Here is a 15,731-nt window from a genome sequence, read left to right on the forward strand (position 1 = left end):
CGGGGCGACCGGTGGGCGCGGCCGAGGCGTGCTGCGGGGCTCAACCGGGCCGGACCGGGCTGCCGGTGGCCAGCGACTCGTAGGCGGCCAGGGCGATCGCCATGCTGCGCCGACCGCTACGCCCGTCGGGCTGCGGCGCGACCCCGGTGCGGATGCCGTCGAGGAAGGCCGTGAGCATCGCGGCGTTCGCATCCTCGCCGTAGTCGCGCCGCAGCGGCCTTCCCTGTTCACCGGAGAATCCGGAGATCTGTTGGGAGTCGAAGGCGTCCATGTCGGCCAGACCGCCGGTGCCGAGCACCTGCAGGGTGAGGCCGCCCCAGACCAGGTCGCTGTCCGGGCGCGACCAACTGCAATCGATCGTGCCGATCACGCCGTTGGCATACGCGATCGAGACCAGGCCGCCGGTCTCGGCTCGCGCGCGATCGGAGTTGATCATGGTATTGGCCGCCGCCAGCACCGAGGTCGCCTCGGTATCAGGCAGCAGGACCGTCAGCAGGTCGGCGATGTGCACCGTATGGTCCATGATCGCGCCGCCGCCGGATTCGGCCGGCTCGGAGAACCAGGCCCGTTCGGAGGGGAGCTTGCCGTTGTTCGTGCCGGCATAACTGACCAGTTCCCCGAGCTGCCCGGACTCCAGCGTGGCCTGCAGGGCGGCGAGCGGTCGGGAGAAGCGCACCGGATAGGCCGTCATCAGGTGCACCCCGGCCGCGGCGCAGGCCTCGATCATGGCATCGGCATCCGTCAGCGAGGTCGCCAGCGGTTTCTCGCAGAGCACGTGGATACCGGCGCCGGCGATCTTCTCGGTCGCCTCGCGGTGCCGGCTCGTCTCGGTGCAGACGATCACTCCGTCGGGATGCCAGGACAGCAGTTGATCGAGATCGTCGAAGTACCGGGCGCCGTAGGCGGCGGCAGCCTCCGGGCCGCGTGGTGACCCCTCGAGGGGCGGCGTGTCCACCAGCCCGACCTCCACCCCGGGACGCTCGGCCAGGACCCGCAGATAGCTGTACCCGTGGGTGTGGGCGAGGGAGTGGATGCCGATCCTCATGCGCTGCGCTCCTCGGGCTGCGTGCTGGTCCATGCGTCGCCGAGCCGGACCGGACGCCCGGCCCGTGCCGATTCCGACGCGGCGGTGGCGATCGCGACCGCTTGCACCCCGTCGAACGCCGATACCCGGGTGGGGGCGCCGTCGCGGATCGCGGACAAGAACTCGCCGAGCTGATCATGGAACGGGCTCCGGCCGAGGTTGCGCGGGAGCAGGCCGCCGCGGGGTTGACCCGGCGCCGGGGCGTCCACGCGTACCGGTCGGTTGTCGGCAGAATCGTGGCGCAGATAGCCCGCGGTGCCGGCCAGGGAGAAGGCGGTTCGAAAGCTGGTGCCGGCGCTCGCCCAGGCGCCGAAGGCGCTGCTGATCGCCCCTGATGCGTGTTGCATCACCACCTGGGCGGCGGTCACCTCGCCCGTGTCGGCCGCGCGGGTGACGGAACGGGCGAAGACCTCGGTCACCTCACCGGCCAGCCAGCGGGCCATGTCCAGGTCATGGATCATCTGGTCGAGGATGATGCCGCCGGCGAGCGCCGGTTGATGGAACCACTCGCGCTTCGGGCGCTCGGCGATCCGGGTGAACCGCAGCACGGCCGGCGTACCGACGATGCCGGCGGCCACCTGCTGCTGCAGCGCCCGGTATTCGGGGAAGAAGCGGACGACCTGGGCCGGGAACAGCGAGACACCGGCTGCGGCGCAGGCGGACATGATCTCTCGCGCCTGTTCCGGATCCAATCCGAGCGGCTTCTCACAGATCACCGGGCGGCGGGCCGCGACGGCCTGCAACACCAGATCGCGATGGGTGTAGGTCGGGCTGCAGATGTCGACGATGTCGGCGCGCTCCAACAGCTCCGCCAGGCTGGTCACGGCCTCACCGGCGCCATGCCGCTCGATCAGCCCGGCGGCGCCCTCGTCGACGGAGTACACCAGTACGCGGACACCGAGGTCGCGCCATGCCGGTAGATGCGCATTGGCGATCCCGCCGGCGCCGATGATGCCGACGGTGATCAATGCGCTGTCGGCCCGTTCTCCCATTGCCGCCCTTCCCTGGCTGCGTGCTGTGCTCGCGCCGGACGCTAGCAGCCGCGATGCCTGCCGAGATCGGACTTCGAGCGGCCTGCAGGAGGCAGGTCCGAAGTCGGGCGCGACTGAATGAAAGTTGTTTCAGAACTGCACCTGATGAGAAGTACAAGCATGATGCGGAGATTCGTTGATCGGAAGCGGCGAACGTATCGGGCACTCGTGCACGAAGGGTTGCCGCGCGCTGCGTGGCCGCTGAAGAATCAGGGCCGTGAGCGACACCGAACCCGGCATCGATCTTTCCGACCGGAGCGCCCTCTCCCGCCGCGCCGCGCTGCGTGGCGGCGCGGCGGTGCTGGTGGGCGCGGCCGCCGCGTCGACGCGGTCCCCGCGCGCCGCGGCTCAGCCAGGCACGCCGGAGTCTCGGCGTACCGTCGCGTTCCTGACCGATACCCACGTCGATCCGGAGAATGCCCGGCATCTGACCAACCTGCGGGCCGTGTTCGCTGCGATCGAGGCCGATCGGCCGGACCTGGTGCTGCACGGGGGTGACGTGACGGAGTACGGGAGCGCGGCGGAGTACCAGGCCTATCTCGACCTGGTGCCGGGATCGCTGCGAGACATCGTCTGGCATGTGCCGGGCAACCACGAGATCCGCTGGGACGTGACGGCCGCGGAGCTGTACGAGCGATACCTTGATCAACGCAATGTGGAGGTGCACCTGGCGGGAATCCAGTTCTTGTTGCTGGATCCGACAATCTGGCAACAAGAGGTTGGCTACTACACCGAACAGGACCTCGCCTGGCTGCGGCGCAAGCTGCAGAACAAGTCGGCGAAGACCCCCACGGTGTTGGTCACGCACTATCCGATGGCCGAGGGCCACTACTACGTTGTCAATACCGATGACCTGCTGCGAACGATCGAGGGCCGCAATGTGCAACTCGTGCTCGCCGGGCACACCCACCGACAACTGATCGACCTGTTCAACGGCCTCACCCAGTTGGAGGGAGCGGCCGTCAAGAACGCCGCCCAGTACTACCGGCTGACAGTCGTCGGCGAGGCCCGGCGACCGTCGCGGTTGCTGGTGGAACACGTCGGCATCGACAACCCGGAACGCCCCGAGGACCGCCGTATCACCGAGGTGGTCGCCCTGCAGCTCGATGATCATCGCGGCCATCGCGAACGGCAACGCCGTCGGCAACCCGATCGTCTGCGGGTGCGGGTACGCGGGGACGAGCTGCTGATCACCGCCGTGACGAGCCAGCCGTCCGAAGGTCTGACGGCCCGGTGCGGGATCTACCAGCAACAGCTCTACGCCGGATCGATCGCGGAGAAGTGGACCCAGCTCACCCGCCGCGGCCGCAGCATCGAGGGGAGCCTGGACATCTCCGGCCTGCCGCCGGGTGAGCACCGGGTGAATGTCGAGTTCGTCGACGGCGACTCGCGCTGGCGGGTGATCGAGACGTTCCGCATCGATTCCGACGCGTACCGACCCGTCGACGATGTCGCGCTCGGCGCGATCATCACCGGTGGCACGGTTCGGGTCGGAAACCGAGTGGTGGTTCCGGGCGCGGTCAACGGCGTGACCGCGCTGCAGGTCGGCCGGCGGCTGACGCGCGCCTGGGAGGCCGATACCGGGCCGGTGCTGACGAACCTGGCGGTCAGCGAGGATGAATCTCTGCTGGTGGCGGGATCGGCTGACGGCTATCTGATCGGTCTGGAAGCAGACAGCGGGAAGCAGCTCTGGCGCACGGGCCTGGGAGGGCCGGTGATGGCCGACCCGGCGATCTTCAAAGCGTCCGGGCGGGAACGGGTCGCGGTGATGGTCGGCGCCGAGCTGGTGTTGCTGGACGCCTCCGGCGAGGTGATCTGGTCCCGTCCGCAGCCCGGCATCAGCGCCGGCCGGGTCGCCGCCGATGACGAACTGATCTTCCTCGGCACCGGCGACGGCAAGGCGCGGGCGGTCAGGATCGAGGACGGCTCGCCGGTCTGGGAGGTGCTGCTGGCCGATCGTCCGGACGCCTACCGGAGGCTGATCTACGGTCCATGGACGACCCAGGCGACGGTGATCGACGATCGCGCGGTCTTCGTGGCGACGGTCTCCGGCGGGTACGCGCTGGACCGGGCGAGTGGCGAACAGGTCTGGGCGATCGAGCAGTCCTACCTGTATTCGGCGGTCAGGCCGCTGGCCGGCGGGGACCTGTTGCTGATTGACGAGTGGGGTGCGGCCAGCCGGGTCGAGGCGGCTACCGGCAATCTGCGGTGGACCACCGACCGGATGGTCTCCCGCTCGCTGGATGCGGCGCCGGTGATCGACGGCGAGACGGCCTATGTGATCGGCACCATGGGTGATCTCGCCGTGCTCGATCTGGCCACCGGGGAGTACCGGAAGGTGCGCCAGCTTTCCGCCTCGCCGGTGATCTCCTCACCGACGCTGATCGACTCGATGCTGATCAGCGCCCATCTCGACGGACGGGTACTCCTGACTCGGCTCGATTAGCGGCATTCATCCCCGGCGGAGCACGCGCAACGAGCCCCGGGCGCCGATCTCGGTGAAGGCGCCCGACTCCAGCGCCTGACGATAGATCTCGTACGGCGGCCGGCCGCCGTCGGCCGGGTCCGGGAACACGTCGTGGATGATCAACAACCCGCCGGCCTCGATCCACGGCGCCCAGCCGTCGAGATCGCGCCGGGCCGCCTCCAACGTATGACTGCCGTCGATGAACACGGCGCGCACGGGCGTACGCCACCAGCGCGCGATCTCCTCCGAACGACCGACCATGATCGTCACGTGCTCATCGATCCCGGGCACGGCCACGGCTGCCCGGTTCAGGGTGTCCCGCAGCCGGGGGAGGGTGTCGATGCTTCCGGTGGCCGGGTCGACCAGGCCGGGGTCGTGGTACGCCCAGCCCGGCTGGTGCTCCTCGGAGCCGCGATGATGATCAATCGTCACCACCCGGCCGCCGGTGATCATCGCCGCCGCGGCCAGGAACAGCGTCGAGCGGCCGCAGTAGCTGCCGATCTCGATCAACACGCCGTCACCCAGCCCGGCGAGCGCCGCCGCGTGCAGCGCCTCGCCCTCGTCGGTCGGCATGAAGCCGTCGGTGCGGTCGATCACGGCGCGCAGCGGGTCGGGCAGGGTCATGGCGGCATTCTCCCGCTCCCCGGCCCGTGATTGACTTCGGGTCCATGAGCGACGAAGCGGCCGTGATCTGCGAGCTCGGCGACGACGCGATCGCGCGGGTACGCCTGAACCGCCCGGACAAGCACAACGGGCTGAACGACGCGATGCTCGCCGGCCTGATCGCCACCGCGCACCGGCTGCGCCGCGATCGCGAGCTGCGCGGCGTGCTCCTGTCCGGGGCCGGCCCGAGCTTCTGCGCGGGGCTGGACTTCAAGGGGGTCTCGTTCGCGTCTCGCGATTTCCTGCCGAGGTTCGTGCCGAACCCGTGGCGCGGCACGAACACGTTCCAGGAGGCCTGCTGGGCGTGGCGGCGGATCCCGGTGCCGGTCGTCGCCGCGGTTCACGGCAACTGCCTGGGCGGCGGGCTGCAGCTTGCGCTCGCGGCCGACATCCGGATCGGTACGCCGGATGCGCGCTGGTCGGTGATGGAGGCGAAGTGGGGGCTGGTGCCGGACATGACCGGCGTGCGTACCCTCGCCCAGCTCGTCGGGATCGACGTCGCCAAGCGGCTGGCGATGACCGCGGAGGTGATCGACGGCGCCGCGGCCCGCGAGCTCGGGCTGGTCACCGAGCTGGCCGACGATCCCGAGGGGATTGCGACGGAGTTGCTGGCCTCGATCGCCGGACGTTCCCCGGATGCCATCGCGACGATCAAGCGGTTGTTCGACCGGGCCTGGCCGGGCAGCGACCGGCGTACCTTCGCACTCGAACGCGCCGCCCAGCTCCCGCTGCTGTTCGGTGCCAACTTCGCCATTGCCCGCAAGGCCGGGCTGGCCGGCGAGCGTCCGGTGTTTCGTCCCCGCCGCTGAGGACCGAACAGACGGCCTACCAGGCCAGCTCGTCGCACCCCTGGTGGTTGGCGGGCTCGACCTGCAGAGTTGCGTGCTCGATCGCGAACCTGGTCCGCATCACCTCGCGTGCCGCATCGAGCACGCTGTGCGCGTCGGCACCGTCGTCGGTGACCAGGTGGGCGGTGGCGACGTTCATTCCCGAGGTCAGGGTCCACAGGTGCAGGTCGTGCACGCTCTGCACGCCGGGGCAGGATTCCAGAGCCGTCGTCACCTCGCCGACATCGATGCCGTCCGGCGTACCCTGCGAGAGGACGTGCAGCACCTCACGGCCGAGCATGATCGCCCGCACGGCGACGAAGATCGCGATGGCGAGACCGATCAAGGTGTCCCACAGCGCCTGACCCGTCGCCTGGACCAACACACCGGCGACGATCACGCCGACCGAGCCGAGCGTGTCGGCCATCACCTCGAGGTAGGCGCCCTTGACGTTCAGGGATTCCTTCGATCCACCGCGCAGCAACAACAGGGCGATGATGTTGATCAGCAGACCGATGCCACCCACGACGAACATGATCATCGTGTTGACCTCGACCTCGGGCTTGCCGATCCGGTCGACGGCCCCGTAGCCGATGGAGATGGAGACGATCAACATCAACAACACGGCGAGGCCGGAGGCGAAGATCTCGGCGCGGTACCACCCGTAGGTCCGCTTGCCCGTCTCGTCGCGGGTGCTCGCGAGCTTCGTGGCGACGAGCGCGGCACCCAGCGCCACCACATCCGCGGCCATGTGTCCGGCATCGGAGATCAGGGCCAGCGAGTTGGAGATGATGCCGAAGACCAGCTCCACCACGAAGAACGTCAGGACCAGGCCGAACGAGAGCTGGAGCCGCCAGCGATTGCGGCCGCCGGCGTGCCCGGCGGGGGCGTGGGAGTGTCCGGAACCCATCAGGCGGTCTCCTTCTTGGAATCGGTCGCGGAGCCCGCGTGGGAGACGTGTTCGCGGGTCAGATCGAGCAGCATTCGCACGTGGGCGTCGGCCAGCCGGTAGAAGACGAGCCGGCCCTCGCGTCGGGCGGTGACAACCCCCGACATGCGGAGCAACCGCAGCGCGTGGGAGGCGGTCGCCTCCTGGACGCCCGTCGCCGCGGCGAGATCGCAGACGCAGAGCTCGCCGGCCTCGAGCAGCGCGTAGAGCAGTCGGGTCCGGGTGGGGTCGCCGAGCAGCTTGAACAGCGTCGCCGTGGCGGCCAGCTCCGGCTCGCCCAGCGCAGCGGATCGCACCATCGCGACCTTCTCGGGGTCGACATGATCGGTCGCACAGCCGCCGACCGTCGTAATCTCGACATCTGATCGCATGTGCAGATGTTTACACGGTCCGGCGTCCGGTGGCAATCCCGCCGTCCCCCACGGCCGCGATTCAGGGGGTACGCAGATGCGCGCGGGCGGCGGAGCGTACCGCCGTGGTGAGCCGGTCCAGCAGGTCCGAGGCCAGCCGCCAGCGCTGCCAGTGCAGGGCGATGTCGACGTGGCGGCGGCCGAGCCGCAACAGGCGCCCGGATTTCAGGTCGCCGCCCAACTGGTGCTCGGGTACCAGACCCCAGCCCAGTCCCGCGCGGACCGCGACGGCGAAGTCGGCGGAGCTGGGGACGAGGTGGACCGGCGTACCCGGTTCGGCACCGAGCCGGCGCAGCAGCCCGTGTTGGAGGTCGTCCTTGGCGTTGAACCGGATCAGCGGTAGCCGCGACCAGATCGTTCCGCGCGAGGTCACCGCTCCGGTGCGTTCGATCAGCTCCGGGGTCGCCACGGGCAGATATCGCATCGCGCCGAGCGGTTCGATCGAACAGCCCTGGACCGGTTGCGGATCGGAGGTGACGGCGGCCAGTGTCTCGCCGGAGCGCAGCAGGTCCGCGGAATGATCCTGGTCCTCGATCCGGAGGCGCAGTGCGACGCCCGGCCAGGTGCCGATCTCGGCCAGTACCGGGGCGAACCACGAGCCGACGGAGTCGGCATTGATCGCGAGCGGGAGCTGGGTGGTGACGGTGCCCGGCCCGTCGAGCCGCGCCGCCGTCTCGTCCTCCAGCAGCGCGAGCTGGCGCGCCAGGCGGAGCAGTTCCGCACCGGCGGGGGTGGTTCGGCACGGCTTGGTACGCCGCAGCACGAGCTGTCCGACGCTGCGCTCCAGCGCCCGGATGCGCTGGCTGAAGGCCGACGGGGTGATGTGCAGGGCGCGGGCCGCCGCGTCGAAGGTCTCGTGGTCGACCGCGGCCGCCAGCGCCTCCAGTTGGGCGCGATCCCAGCCTCGGGTGTCGCTCATGGGTGTCCAGCCTAGATGAAGCTTTGCTACAGGTAATGCAGAATTACGCGATGGCCTTCAGCGGGTGGGGCGCCTAGGGTCGGCCCGTGATCATCCCCATGCTGACGGGCCTGTTGACCGGGCTGACGCTGATCATCGCGATCGGCGCGCAGAACGCTTTCGTGCTGCGGCAAGGACTCGCCCGTTCCCACGTCGGGTTGGTGGTGGCGATCTGTGCCGCCTCCGATGCGGTGTTGATCACCGCGGGCGTCGCCGGCCTCGGCGCGTTGGTCACCGCGCAGCCGGCGCTGCTGACGGTGATCCGCTGGGCCGGGGCGGCGTTCCTGATCGGCTACGGCGCGTTGGCGATACGCCGTGCGTTGCGCCCGGGGAGGCTGGTGGCCGCCGAGGAGACCGCGGGCAGCGCCTGGTCGGCGGCGGCCAAGGTGATGGCCCTGACCTGGCTGAACCCGCACGTCTATCTGGACACCGTGCTGCTGCTCGGTTCGATCGCCAGCCAGCAGGGCGATCCCGGTCGCTGGTGGTTCGCCGGCGGTGCCGTCGTCGCGAGCATCGGGTGGTTCACCGCCCTCGGCTTCGGTGCCCGAGCGCTGCGACCGCTGCTGGCGACCCCGGCCGCCTGGCGGGTGCTGGACGTGGTCATCGGCGCGATCATGATCGGCATCGCGATCAAGCTCCTGCTGGGCGGTTGACGTTCACCGGTACGTGGCTGACGATGGGTACGCCGACGCCGACCCGCGGCGCATGCGGGCGATGGGGGGCGAGATGGCGTGGACCATGCCCGACGAGGGCGAGCCGCACACGCGTACCTGGCTGGCGCTCGGCGCGACCGAGACGATCTGGGGCGACGACCTGATCGATGAGGTTTGGGAGAACCTCGCCGATCTCGCCGGAACCATCGCCGAGTTCGAGGAGGTCAGCGTCCTGGTCCGGCCGAGCGACGTCGCGGAGGCACGCGAGCTGCTGGCCCCGACGGTGCGGATCGTCGAACATGAGATCGACGATCTCTGGGTACGCGACACCGGCCCCGTCTTCGTGCGTGGCGACGGCCTCGCCGGTGTCGACTTCAACTTCAACGGCTGGGGTGGCAAGCAGGATCACGCGGCCGATGCCACGGTTGCCGCGGCCGTGATCGCGCAGGCCGGCGCCACCGCGCTGGGCACCGAGCTGGTCCTGGAGGGCGGCGCGCTGGAGGTCGATGGCAAGGGGACGGCAATCATCACGCGCAGTTGCGTGCTCAACGACAACCGCAACCCCGGCTGGTCCCAACAAGACGTCGAGGCCGAGTTGGCCCGGCTGCTCGGCATCCGCAAGGTGATCTGGCTGCCCGGTGTCGCCGGCCGCGACATCACCGACGGGCACACCGACTTCTATGCCCGCTTCGTCCGACCCGGCGTGGTGGTGGCGGCGTTGGACGAGGATCCGCAGTCGTTCGATCATGAAGTCACCCGCGAGCACCTGGCGCTGCTGAACGAGGCGACCGATGCCGACGGCGGCCCGCTGGAGGTCGTGACGCTGACGGCGCCGTGGGCGATTCGCGAGGACTTCCTGACCGACGATTTCGCCGCGGGCTATGTGAACTACTACGTCTGCAACGGGGCGGTGATCATGCCCGAGTTCGGCGATCGCCGCGCAGACACGGCGGCGGCGACGAAGCTGCGCCAGCTCTTCCCCGAGCGCGAGATCGTGCCGGTGGCGATCGACGGCATCGCCGCCGGTGGCGGGGGCATCCACTGCGCCACCCAGCAACAGCCGGCGCCGTGAGCCGCGCCGCCGAAGATCCTCGCCCCCGCCCCCGCCCCCGCCCCACCCCCGAATTGTTTCCGTAGTTATGCCCGCCATTCGGCTCGAATGGCGGGCATAACTACGGAAACAATTCGGGGAGAGGGGTGGGTGGAGTCGGGGTGGTGAATGAGGAGAGGGGTGAGTGGAGCGGGGGTGGATGGAGCTGCCGGGGAGAGGAATGGATGGAGAGGCGGGCTGCGTGTGGCCAGGGGGGCGCGGGCTCAGCGCACGTCGTCGTCCACCCAGTCGAAGGTCTTGGTGACGGCCTTCTTCCACTGTCGCAGCAGCCGGTCGCGCTCGGCCGGGTCGAGCTGCGGCTCCCAGCGCTTGTCCTCCTGCCAGTTCTTCACCAGCTCCTCGGTGGAGGACCAGAAGCCCACCGCCAGCCCGGCGGCGTACGCGGCACCGAGTGCGGTGGTCTCGATCACCTTCGGCCGGATCACCGGGATGCCGAGGATGTCGGCCTGGAACTGCATCAGCGCGTCGTTCGCGGTCATCCCGCCGTCGACCTTCAGTTCGGTCATCCGGACCCCGGCATCGCTGTCGGCGGCGTCCAGCACCTCGGCGGTCTGGAACGCCGTTGCCTCCAGCGCCGCACGGGCGATGTGGCCCTTGTTGGCGAACCGGGTCAGGCCGACGATCGCACCCCGGGCATCGCCACGCCAGTACGGCGCGAACAGGCCCGAGAACGCCGGCACGAAGTAGACCCCGCCGTTGTCCTCGACCGACTCGGCGAGCTGCTCGACCTCGGGTGCGGCGGAGATGATCCCGAGTTGATCACGCAGCCACTGGATCGCCGAACCGGTGACGGCGATCGATCCCTCCAGCGCATAGACCGGGTCGGCATCGCCGATCCGGTAGCAGACCGTGGTCAGCAGGCCGTTCTCGGAGCGGACGATCTCGGTGCCGGTGTTGACGATCAGGAAGTTGCCGGTGCCGTAGGTGTTCTTCGCATCGCCGCGCTCGAACGCGACCTGGCCGAAGGTCGCCGCCTGTTGATCGCCGAGAATGCCGGCAACCGGCGTCTCGCGGAGCAGTTGGGACGCGGCGACGGTTCCGTAGACCTCGGAGGAGGACTTGATCTCCGGCAGCATGGATTTCGGTACGCCGAAGGCGGCCAGGATGTCGTCATCCCAGGCGAGCGTCTTCAGGTCCATGAACATCGTCCGCGACGCGTTGGTGACGTCGGTGATGTGCACGCCGCCGTCGGTGCCGCCGGTGAGATTCCAGACCAACCAGGAGTCGGTGGTGCCGAAGAGCAGATCGCCGGCCTCGGCCTTCTCCCGCGCGCCGTCGACATTGTCCAGGATCCACTTGATCTTGGTCCCGGAGAAATAGGTGGCCAGCGGTAGGCCGACGGTGTCCTTGAACCGTTCGACGCCGCCGTCGGCGGCCAGCTCGTCGACGATCTTCTGGGTCCGGGTGTCCTGCCAGACGATCGCGTTGTAGACCGGCTCACCGGTGTTCTTGTCCCAGACCACCGCGGTCTCGCGCTGGTTGGTGATCCCGACGGCGGCGATGTCGTGCCGGGTCAGATTGGCCCGGGACAATGCCTGCCCGATCACCTCACGGGTATTGGCCCAGATCTCGTTCGGGTCGTGTTCCACCCAGCCGGCGCGGGGCAGGATCTGCTCGTGCTCCTTCTGGCCGGACGAGACGATCGAGCCCGCGGAGTCGAAGACGATGGCGCGGCTGCTGGTCGTGCCCTGATCGATGGCAATCACGTAGTCGGCCATGGTGGCACCTCCTTGTGCGGTGGGTTCGGGTTCAGGCTGTCAGAAGAGCGCCGCGGCGGCCACCCCGGCGAGCGCACCGCCGATCAGCGGTCCGACGACCGGGATCCAGGCGTACCCCCAGTCGCTGGAGCCCTTGTGCTTGATCGGGAGCAGCGCGTGGGCGATCCGCGGCCCGAGGTCGCGGGCGGGATTGATGGCGTACCCGGTCGGTCCGCCGATGGCGATGCCGATGCCGAGCACCAGCAACGCGACCGGCAGCGGGCCGAGCTCGTTCGGCGTACCGGCCAAACTCATGATCACGAAGACCAGCACGAAGGTCGCGATGATCTCGGTGATCAGGTTCCACAGCGGACTGCGCAACTGTGGCCCGGTGGAGAAGACGCCGAGCACATTGGCCGGGTCCTCCTCGGCGTCGAAATGCATCCGGTACGCCAACCAGACGACGACGGCCCCGATGATCGCACCGAGCATCTGGGCGGCGAAGTAGGCGAATGCCGTGCCGACCGAGGCCGGTACGCCGTCGGCGAAGTCGTCACCCTTGAGCAGCAGGCCGAGGGTGACGGCCGGGTTCAGGTGGGCACCGGACTTCGCGGCGACGAAGACACCGCAGAAGACGCCGAGCGCCCAGCCCCACGAGATCATCAGCCAGCCGCCGCCGTTGCCCTTGGACTTCGCGAGGATGGCATTGGCGACCACGCCGCAGCCGAAGATCAACAAGATCGCCGTGCCGAAGGTCTCGGCGACGAATATCTGGGGGGTCATCGTTGCTCCTCATCGATGGGGACGCCCCGACGTTAGCGCGGCTCGGCCGCCACGGCAGGCGATCGGGGCGATCGCATAGGCAAGCCTGCCCGCCGTGGCGAACGACACGCCAGTGTGGGCAGGCTGGTGGGATGAGTACCACCCATCCGGGCGAGCCGCACGTCTCGGGCTGGTCGTCGCGGCTGAACTGGCTACGGGCCGGGGTGCTCGGCGCCAACGACGGGATCGTGTCGGTGGCGGGCATCGTGATGGCCGCCGCGGGCGCGACGACCGATACCGCGCCGATCGCCATCGCGGGCGGGGCGGGGTTGGTGGCCGGCGCGTTGAGCATGGCGGTCGGCGAGTACGTGTCGGTCAGCACGCAGCGCGACAGCGAACGGGCCCTGTTGCGCAAGGAGCGCCGCGAGCTGGCCGAGCTGCCGGAGGCGGAGCTCGACGAGCTGGCCGCGATCTACCGGGACAAGGGGCTGAGCGAGAAGCTGGCGCGGGAGGTCGCGGTGCAACTCACCGCACACGATGCGCTCGGCGCGCACGCCGAGGCCGAGCTCGGGATCGATCCCGACGAGCTGGCGCGCCCCTGGCAGGCGGCCTTCGCGTCCTTGATCAGCTTCACCGTCGGCGCGCTGCTGCCGCTGCTGGCGATCTTGCTGCCGCCGCCGAGCTGGCGGATCGCGGTCACGGTCGGTTCGGTCGTGCTGGCGCTGCTGCTCACCGGCTGGATCAGCGCCCGGCTCGGCCGGGCGCCGCGGGCCCGCGCGATCGCGCGCAATATCGGCGGTGGCTGCCTGGCGATGGCGATCAGCTACGGCGTCGGCACGCTGATCGGCCACGCGATCTGAGACGGCCGGGAATGATCAGGCGTCGATCCGCTCCGCATCCAATTGGTATGCCCCGTCGACCAGGAACTCCTTGCGCGGCCCGACCTCGTTGCCCATCAGCATCTCGAAGGTGGTCTCGGCCGCGGCGCCGTCGTCGACGGTGATCCGGCGCAGCGTCCGCTGCCGCGGATCCATCGTGGTCTCGGCGAGCTGGTCGGCATTCATCTCGCCGAGGCCCTTGTAGCGCTGCGGATCGTCGAACCGGACCCCCTTCTTGGTCAGCTCGGCGAGCTTGCGCTGGTACTCGTGCTCGGTGAACGTGTAGAGGTACTTCTCCTGGCCCTTGCGCGGGTTCTTCAGCTCGAAGCGGTGCAGCGGAGGCACGGCGGTGTAGACCCGCCCGGCGTCCAGCAGCGGTCGCATGTAGCGGAAGAACAGCGTGGCCAGCAGGCACCGGATGTGCGCGCCGTCGGCGTCGGCGTCGGCCATGAAGATGATCTTGCCGTAGCGGGCGGCGTCAAGATCGAAGGTACGCCCGGAGCCGGCCCCCACCACCTGGATCAGTTGCGCGCACTCGGCGTTCTTGAGCATCTCGCCGATCGAGGCGCGCTGGGTGTTCAGGATCTTGCCCTTGATCGGGAACAGCGCCTGGAACTCGCTGCGCCGCGCGGCCTGGGCGGTGCCCATCGCGGACTCGCCCTCGACGATGAACAGCTCGGTCCGGTCCACGTCGGAGGAGCGGCAGTCGCGCAGCTTGGACGGCAGGGACGACGACTCGAGCGCGGTCTTGCGGCGCTGCGCCTCCTTCTGCGCGCGGGCGGCCACCCGGGTCCGCATGGCGGCGGTGACCTTCTCGAGCACCGTCCGCGACTGCTGCTTGTCCGCGGCCCTGGTCGAGGTCAGGAAGGATCCGAGCTCGGCCTCGACCACCTTGGCCACCAGCCGCGAGACGGCCGGCGTACCGAGCACCTCCTTGGTCTGCCCCTCGAACTGCGGCTCCGCGAGCCGCACGGTGACCACCGAGGTCAACCCCTCCAGCGCGTCGTCCTTGGTGATCTCCTCGCCGTTCTTCAGCAGGCGGGTGCCGTCCAGCGTCTTGGCGATGATCTTGGTCAGTGCGCGCTCGTAGCCGGCGACGTGGGTGCCGCCCTTGGGGGTGGCGATGATGTTGACGAACGAACGGGTGACCGTGTCGTAGCCGGTCCCCCAGCGCAGCGCGATGTCGATCTCCACGTCGCGCTCGACGTCGGTCGGGACCATGGCGCCGGTGGCGTCGTCCAGCATCGGCACCGTCTCGGTGAAGGTGTCCTCCCCGCGCAGCCGCAGCACCTCGGTCACGCCCTGGTCCGGGGCCAGGAACTCGCAGAACTCCGAGATCCCGCCGTCGTGCCGGAAGGACTCGGCAACCGGCTCGTGCCCCCGCGCGTCGGTGATGTCGAGCTGCAGGCCCGGCACCAGGAAACTGGTCTGCCGCGCGCGGTTGACCAACTCCTCCGGCGCCAACTTCATCTCCGCGCCGAAGATCAGCGGGTCCGGCCACCAGGTGATCCGGGACCCGGTGAGCCCCTTCTTGGCGCGCCGGAGCTTGCTCAGCCCCCCGCCGGGGGTGAACTTCGCGTCCGGCCCGTCGCCGGCGAAGGTGCCCGGCGTACCCCGGGAGAACGACATCCCCCAGGTCGCGGAATTGCGGTCCACCTCGACGTCGAGGCGCACCGACAGCGCATTCACCACCGAGGCGCCGACGCCGTGCAGGCCGCCCGCGGCGTTGTAGGAGCCGCTGCCGAACTTGCCGCCGGCATGCAGCTTGGTGAAGATCACCTCGACGCCGGACAGGCCGGTGCGCGGCTCGATGTCGACCGGCATGCCGCGCGCGGTGTCGGCGACCGTGAGGGAGCCGTTCGCGTTCAGCGAAACCGTGATCTTGTCGCCGAAGCCCATCAGCGCCTCGTCCACGGCGTTGTCGATGATCTCCCACAGGCAGTGCATCAGGCCGCGCGTGTCGGTCGAACCGATGTACATCGCCGGGCGCTTGCGCACCGCCTCCAGACCCTCCAGCACCAGCAGGTGACGGGCCTCGTAGTCGCGGCCGCCGTCGACCTGCTTGGTCGCGGCGCTGCGCGGGCGCGCCGCCGCGGAGGTGCGGGCGGAGGGCTTCTTCGATGCGGGCTTGCTGGGCACCCGCCGAGGCTACCCGCGGGGGCCGCCGCGACGGCGTACCCACGCGGTGGGCGCACCGCGCCCGACGTCGGACGTGAGATACGCCACACACCGGCTCGTGGA

The 15,731-nt window shown here is 69.5% G+C and carries 14 protein-coding genes; 5 read left to right on the top strand and 9 right to left on the bottom strand.

Annotation, left to right across the window (positions count from 1 at the left end; genetic code table 11):
- Positions 1 to 40: 40 nt before the first annotated feature.
- Together GGQ54_RS08655 and GGQ54_RS08660 are read right to left on the bottom strand one after the other, a co-directional pair.
- A complete protein-coding gene (locus tag GGQ54_RS08655; RefSeq protein ID WP_179445026.1) occupies positions 41 to 1,045 on the bottom strand; it encodes a Gfo/Idh/MocA family protein in 1,005 nt (334 codons plus the stop codon).
- Positions 1,042 to 2,076 carry a Gfo/Idh/MocA family protein gene (locus tag GGQ54_RS08660; RefSeq protein WP_179445027.1) on the bottom strand — a complete coding sequence of 345 codons (1,035 nt, stop codon included), beginning with the start codon at positions 2,074 to 2,076 and terminating at the stop codon, positions 1,042 to 1,044. The genes GGQ54_RS08655 and GGQ54_RS08660 overlap by 4 nt, the downstream gene beginning before the upstream one ends.
- Before the next feature lie 256 nt (positions 2,077 to 2,332).
- Here GGQ54_RS08660 and GGQ54_RS08665 point away from each other — a divergent pair, with 256 nt between their 5' ends.
- Positions 2,333 to 4,561, top strand: a complete 2,229-nt coding sequence (locus GGQ54_RS08665) for an outer membrane protein assembly factor BamB family protein (RefSeq protein WP_179445028.1) — start codon at positions 2,333 to 2,335, stop codon at positions 4,559 to 4,561.
- Positions 4,562 to 4,567: 6 nt separating this feature from the next.
- On the opposite strand, the gene GGQ54_RS08670 is transcribed toward GGQ54_RS08665, so the two are convergent.
- Positions 4,568 to 5,206 carry a class I SAM-dependent methyltransferase gene (locus GGQ54_RS08670; RefSeq protein WP_179445029.1) on the bottom strand — a complete coding sequence of 213 codons (639 nt, stop codon included), beginning with the start codon at positions 5,204 to 5,206 and terminating at the stop codon, positions 4,568 to 4,570.
- Positions 5,207 to 5,250: 44 nt separating this feature from the next.
- On the opposite strand from GGQ54_RS08670, the gene GGQ54_RS08675 reads away from it, so the two are divergent.
- Entirely contained in the window at positions 5,251 to 6,054 is an 804-nt protein-coding gene (locus tag GGQ54_RS08675; protein ID WP_179445030.1) for a crotonase/enoyl-CoA hydratase family protein, read from the top strand.
- A gap of 16 nt (positions 6,055 to 6,070) precedes the next feature.
- Here GGQ54_RS08675 and GGQ54_RS08680 read toward each other — a convergent pair whose 3' ends face one another.
- The 3 genes from GGQ54_RS08680 to GGQ54_RS08690 all read right to left on the bottom strand — a co-directional run bounded on the left by GGQ54_RS08680 (position 6,071) and on the right by GGQ54_RS08690 (position 8,350).
- A complete protein-coding gene (locus GGQ54_RS08680) occupies positions 6,071 to 6,982 on the bottom strand; it encodes a cation diffusion facilitator family transporter (RefSeq protein WP_179445031.1) in 912 nt (303 codons plus the stop codon).
- Positions 6,982 to 7,392 (bottom strand): ArsR/SmtB family transcription factor, encoded by a 411-nt coding sequence (locus GGQ54_RS08685; RefSeq protein WP_179445032.1) that lies wholly within the window; start codon positions 7,390 to 7,392, stop codon positions 6,982 to 6,984. Before GGQ54_RS08685 ends, GGQ54_RS08680 begins: the two co-directional genes overlap by 1 nt.
- Positions 7,393 to 7,453: 61 nt before the next feature.
- Positions 7,454 to 8,350 carry a LysR family transcriptional regulator ArgP gene (locus tag GGQ54_RS08690; RefSeq protein ID WP_179445033.1) on the bottom strand — a complete coding sequence of 299 codons (897 nt, stop codon included), beginning with the start codon at positions 8,348 to 8,350 and terminating at the stop codon, positions 7,454 to 7,456.
- Positions 8,351 to 8,436: 86 nt separating this feature from the next.
- Here GGQ54_RS08690 and GGQ54_RS08695 point away from each other — a divergent pair, with 86 nt between their 5' ends.
- Entirely contained in the window at positions 8,437 to 9,042 is a 606-nt protein-coding gene (locus GGQ54_RS08695; protein ID WP_343045902.1) for a LysE/ArgO family amino acid transporter, read from the top strand.
- A 13-nt stretch (positions 9,043 to 9,055) separates the two neighbouring features.
- Positions 9,056 to 10,114: an agmatine deiminase family protein gene (locus GGQ54_RS08700; protein WP_218843790.1), complete on the top strand. Its 1,059-nt coding sequence runs from the start codon at positions 9,056 to 9,058 to the stop codon at positions 10,112 to 10,114.
- A 242-nt stretch (positions 10,115 to 10,356) separates the two neighbouring features.
- On the opposite strand, the gene glpK is transcribed toward GGQ54_RS08700, so the two are convergent.
- Both glpK and GGQ54_RS08710 read right to left on the bottom strand, forming a co-directional pair.
- Complete coding sequence (glpK, locus tag GGQ54_RS08705) at positions 10,357 to 11,871, bottom strand: glycerol kinase GlpK (RefSeq protein ID WP_179445034.1); 1,515 nt, start codon at positions 11,869 to 11,871, stop codon at positions 10,357 to 10,359.
- Positions 11,872 to 11,910: 39 nt separating this feature from the next.
- Positions 11,911 to 12,633, bottom strand: coding sequence for an MIP/aquaporin family protein (locus GGQ54_RS08710; protein ID WP_179445035.1), 723 nt, complete (start codon positions 12,631 to 12,633; stop codon positions 11,911 to 11,913).
- 131 nt (positions 12,634 to 12,764) lie between these two features.
- On the opposite strand from GGQ54_RS08710, the gene GGQ54_RS08715 reads away from it, so the two are divergent.
- Entirely contained in the window at positions 12,765 to 13,472 is a 708-nt protein-coding gene (locus GGQ54_RS08715) for a VIT1/CCC1 transporter family protein (protein WP_179445036.1), read from the top strand.
- A gap of 15 nt (positions 13,473 to 13,487) precedes the next feature.
- Here the strand turns inward: GGQ54_RS08715 and GGQ54_RS08720 are convergent, their stop codons facing one another.
- Positions 13,488 to 15,629 (bottom strand): DNA gyrase/topoisomerase IV subunit B, encoded by a 2,142-nt coding sequence (locus GGQ54_RS08720; RefSeq protein ID WP_425487399.1) that lies wholly within the window; start codon positions 15,627 to 15,629, stop codon positions 13,488 to 13,490.
- Between the last annotated feature and the right edge of the window lie 102 nt (positions 15,630 to 15,731).

It is taken from the genome of Naumannella cuiyingiana (genome assembly GCF_013408305.1).
GTDB classification, from domain to species: Bacteria; Actinomycetota; Actinomycetes; order Propionibacteriales; family Propionibacteriaceae; genus Naumannella; species Naumannella cuiyingiana.

Excerpts from the sequence above, each read along its gene's own strand:
- GGQ54_RS08655 (WP_179445026.1), bottom strand. The coding sequence starts at position 1,045 with ATGAGGATCGGCATCCACTCCCTCGCCCACACCCACGGGTACAGCTAT.
- GGQ54_RS08660 (WP_179445027.1), bottom strand. The coding sequence starts at position 2,076 with ATGGGAGAACGGGCCGACAGCGCATTGATCACCGTCGGCATCATCGGC.
- GGQ54_RS08670 (WP_179445029.1), bottom strand. The coding sequence starts at position 5,206 with ATGACCCTGCCCGACCCGCTGCGCGCCGTGATCGACCGCACCGACGGC.
- GGQ54_RS08675 (WP_179445030.1), top strand. The coding sequence starts at position 5,251 with ATGAGCGACGAAGCGGCCGTGATCTGCGAGCTCGGCGACGACGCGATC.
- GGQ54_RS08680 (WP_179445031.1), bottom strand. The coding sequence starts at position 6,982 with ATGGGTTCCGGACACTCCCACGCCCCCGCCGGGCACGCCGGCGGCCGC.
- GGQ54_RS08685 (WP_179445032.1), bottom strand. The coding sequence starts at position 7,392 with ATGCGATCAGATGTCGAGATTACGACGGTCGGCGGCTGTGCGACCGAT.
- GGQ54_RS08690 (WP_179445033.1), bottom strand. The coding sequence starts at position 8,350 with ATGAGCGACACCCGAGGCTGGGATCGCGCCCAACTGGAGGCGCTGGCG.
- glpK (WP_179445034.1), bottom strand. The coding sequence starts at position 11,871 with ATGGCCGACTACGTGATTGCCATCGATCAGGGCACGACCAGCAGCCGC.
- GGQ54_RS08710 (WP_179445035.1), bottom strand. The coding sequence starts at position 12,633 with ATGACCCCCCAGATATTCGTCGCCGAGACCTTCGGCACGGCGATCTTG.
- GGQ54_RS08715 (WP_179445036.1), top strand. The coding sequence starts at position 12,765 with ATGAGTACCACCCATCCGGGCGAGCCGCACGTCTCGGGCTGGTCGTCG.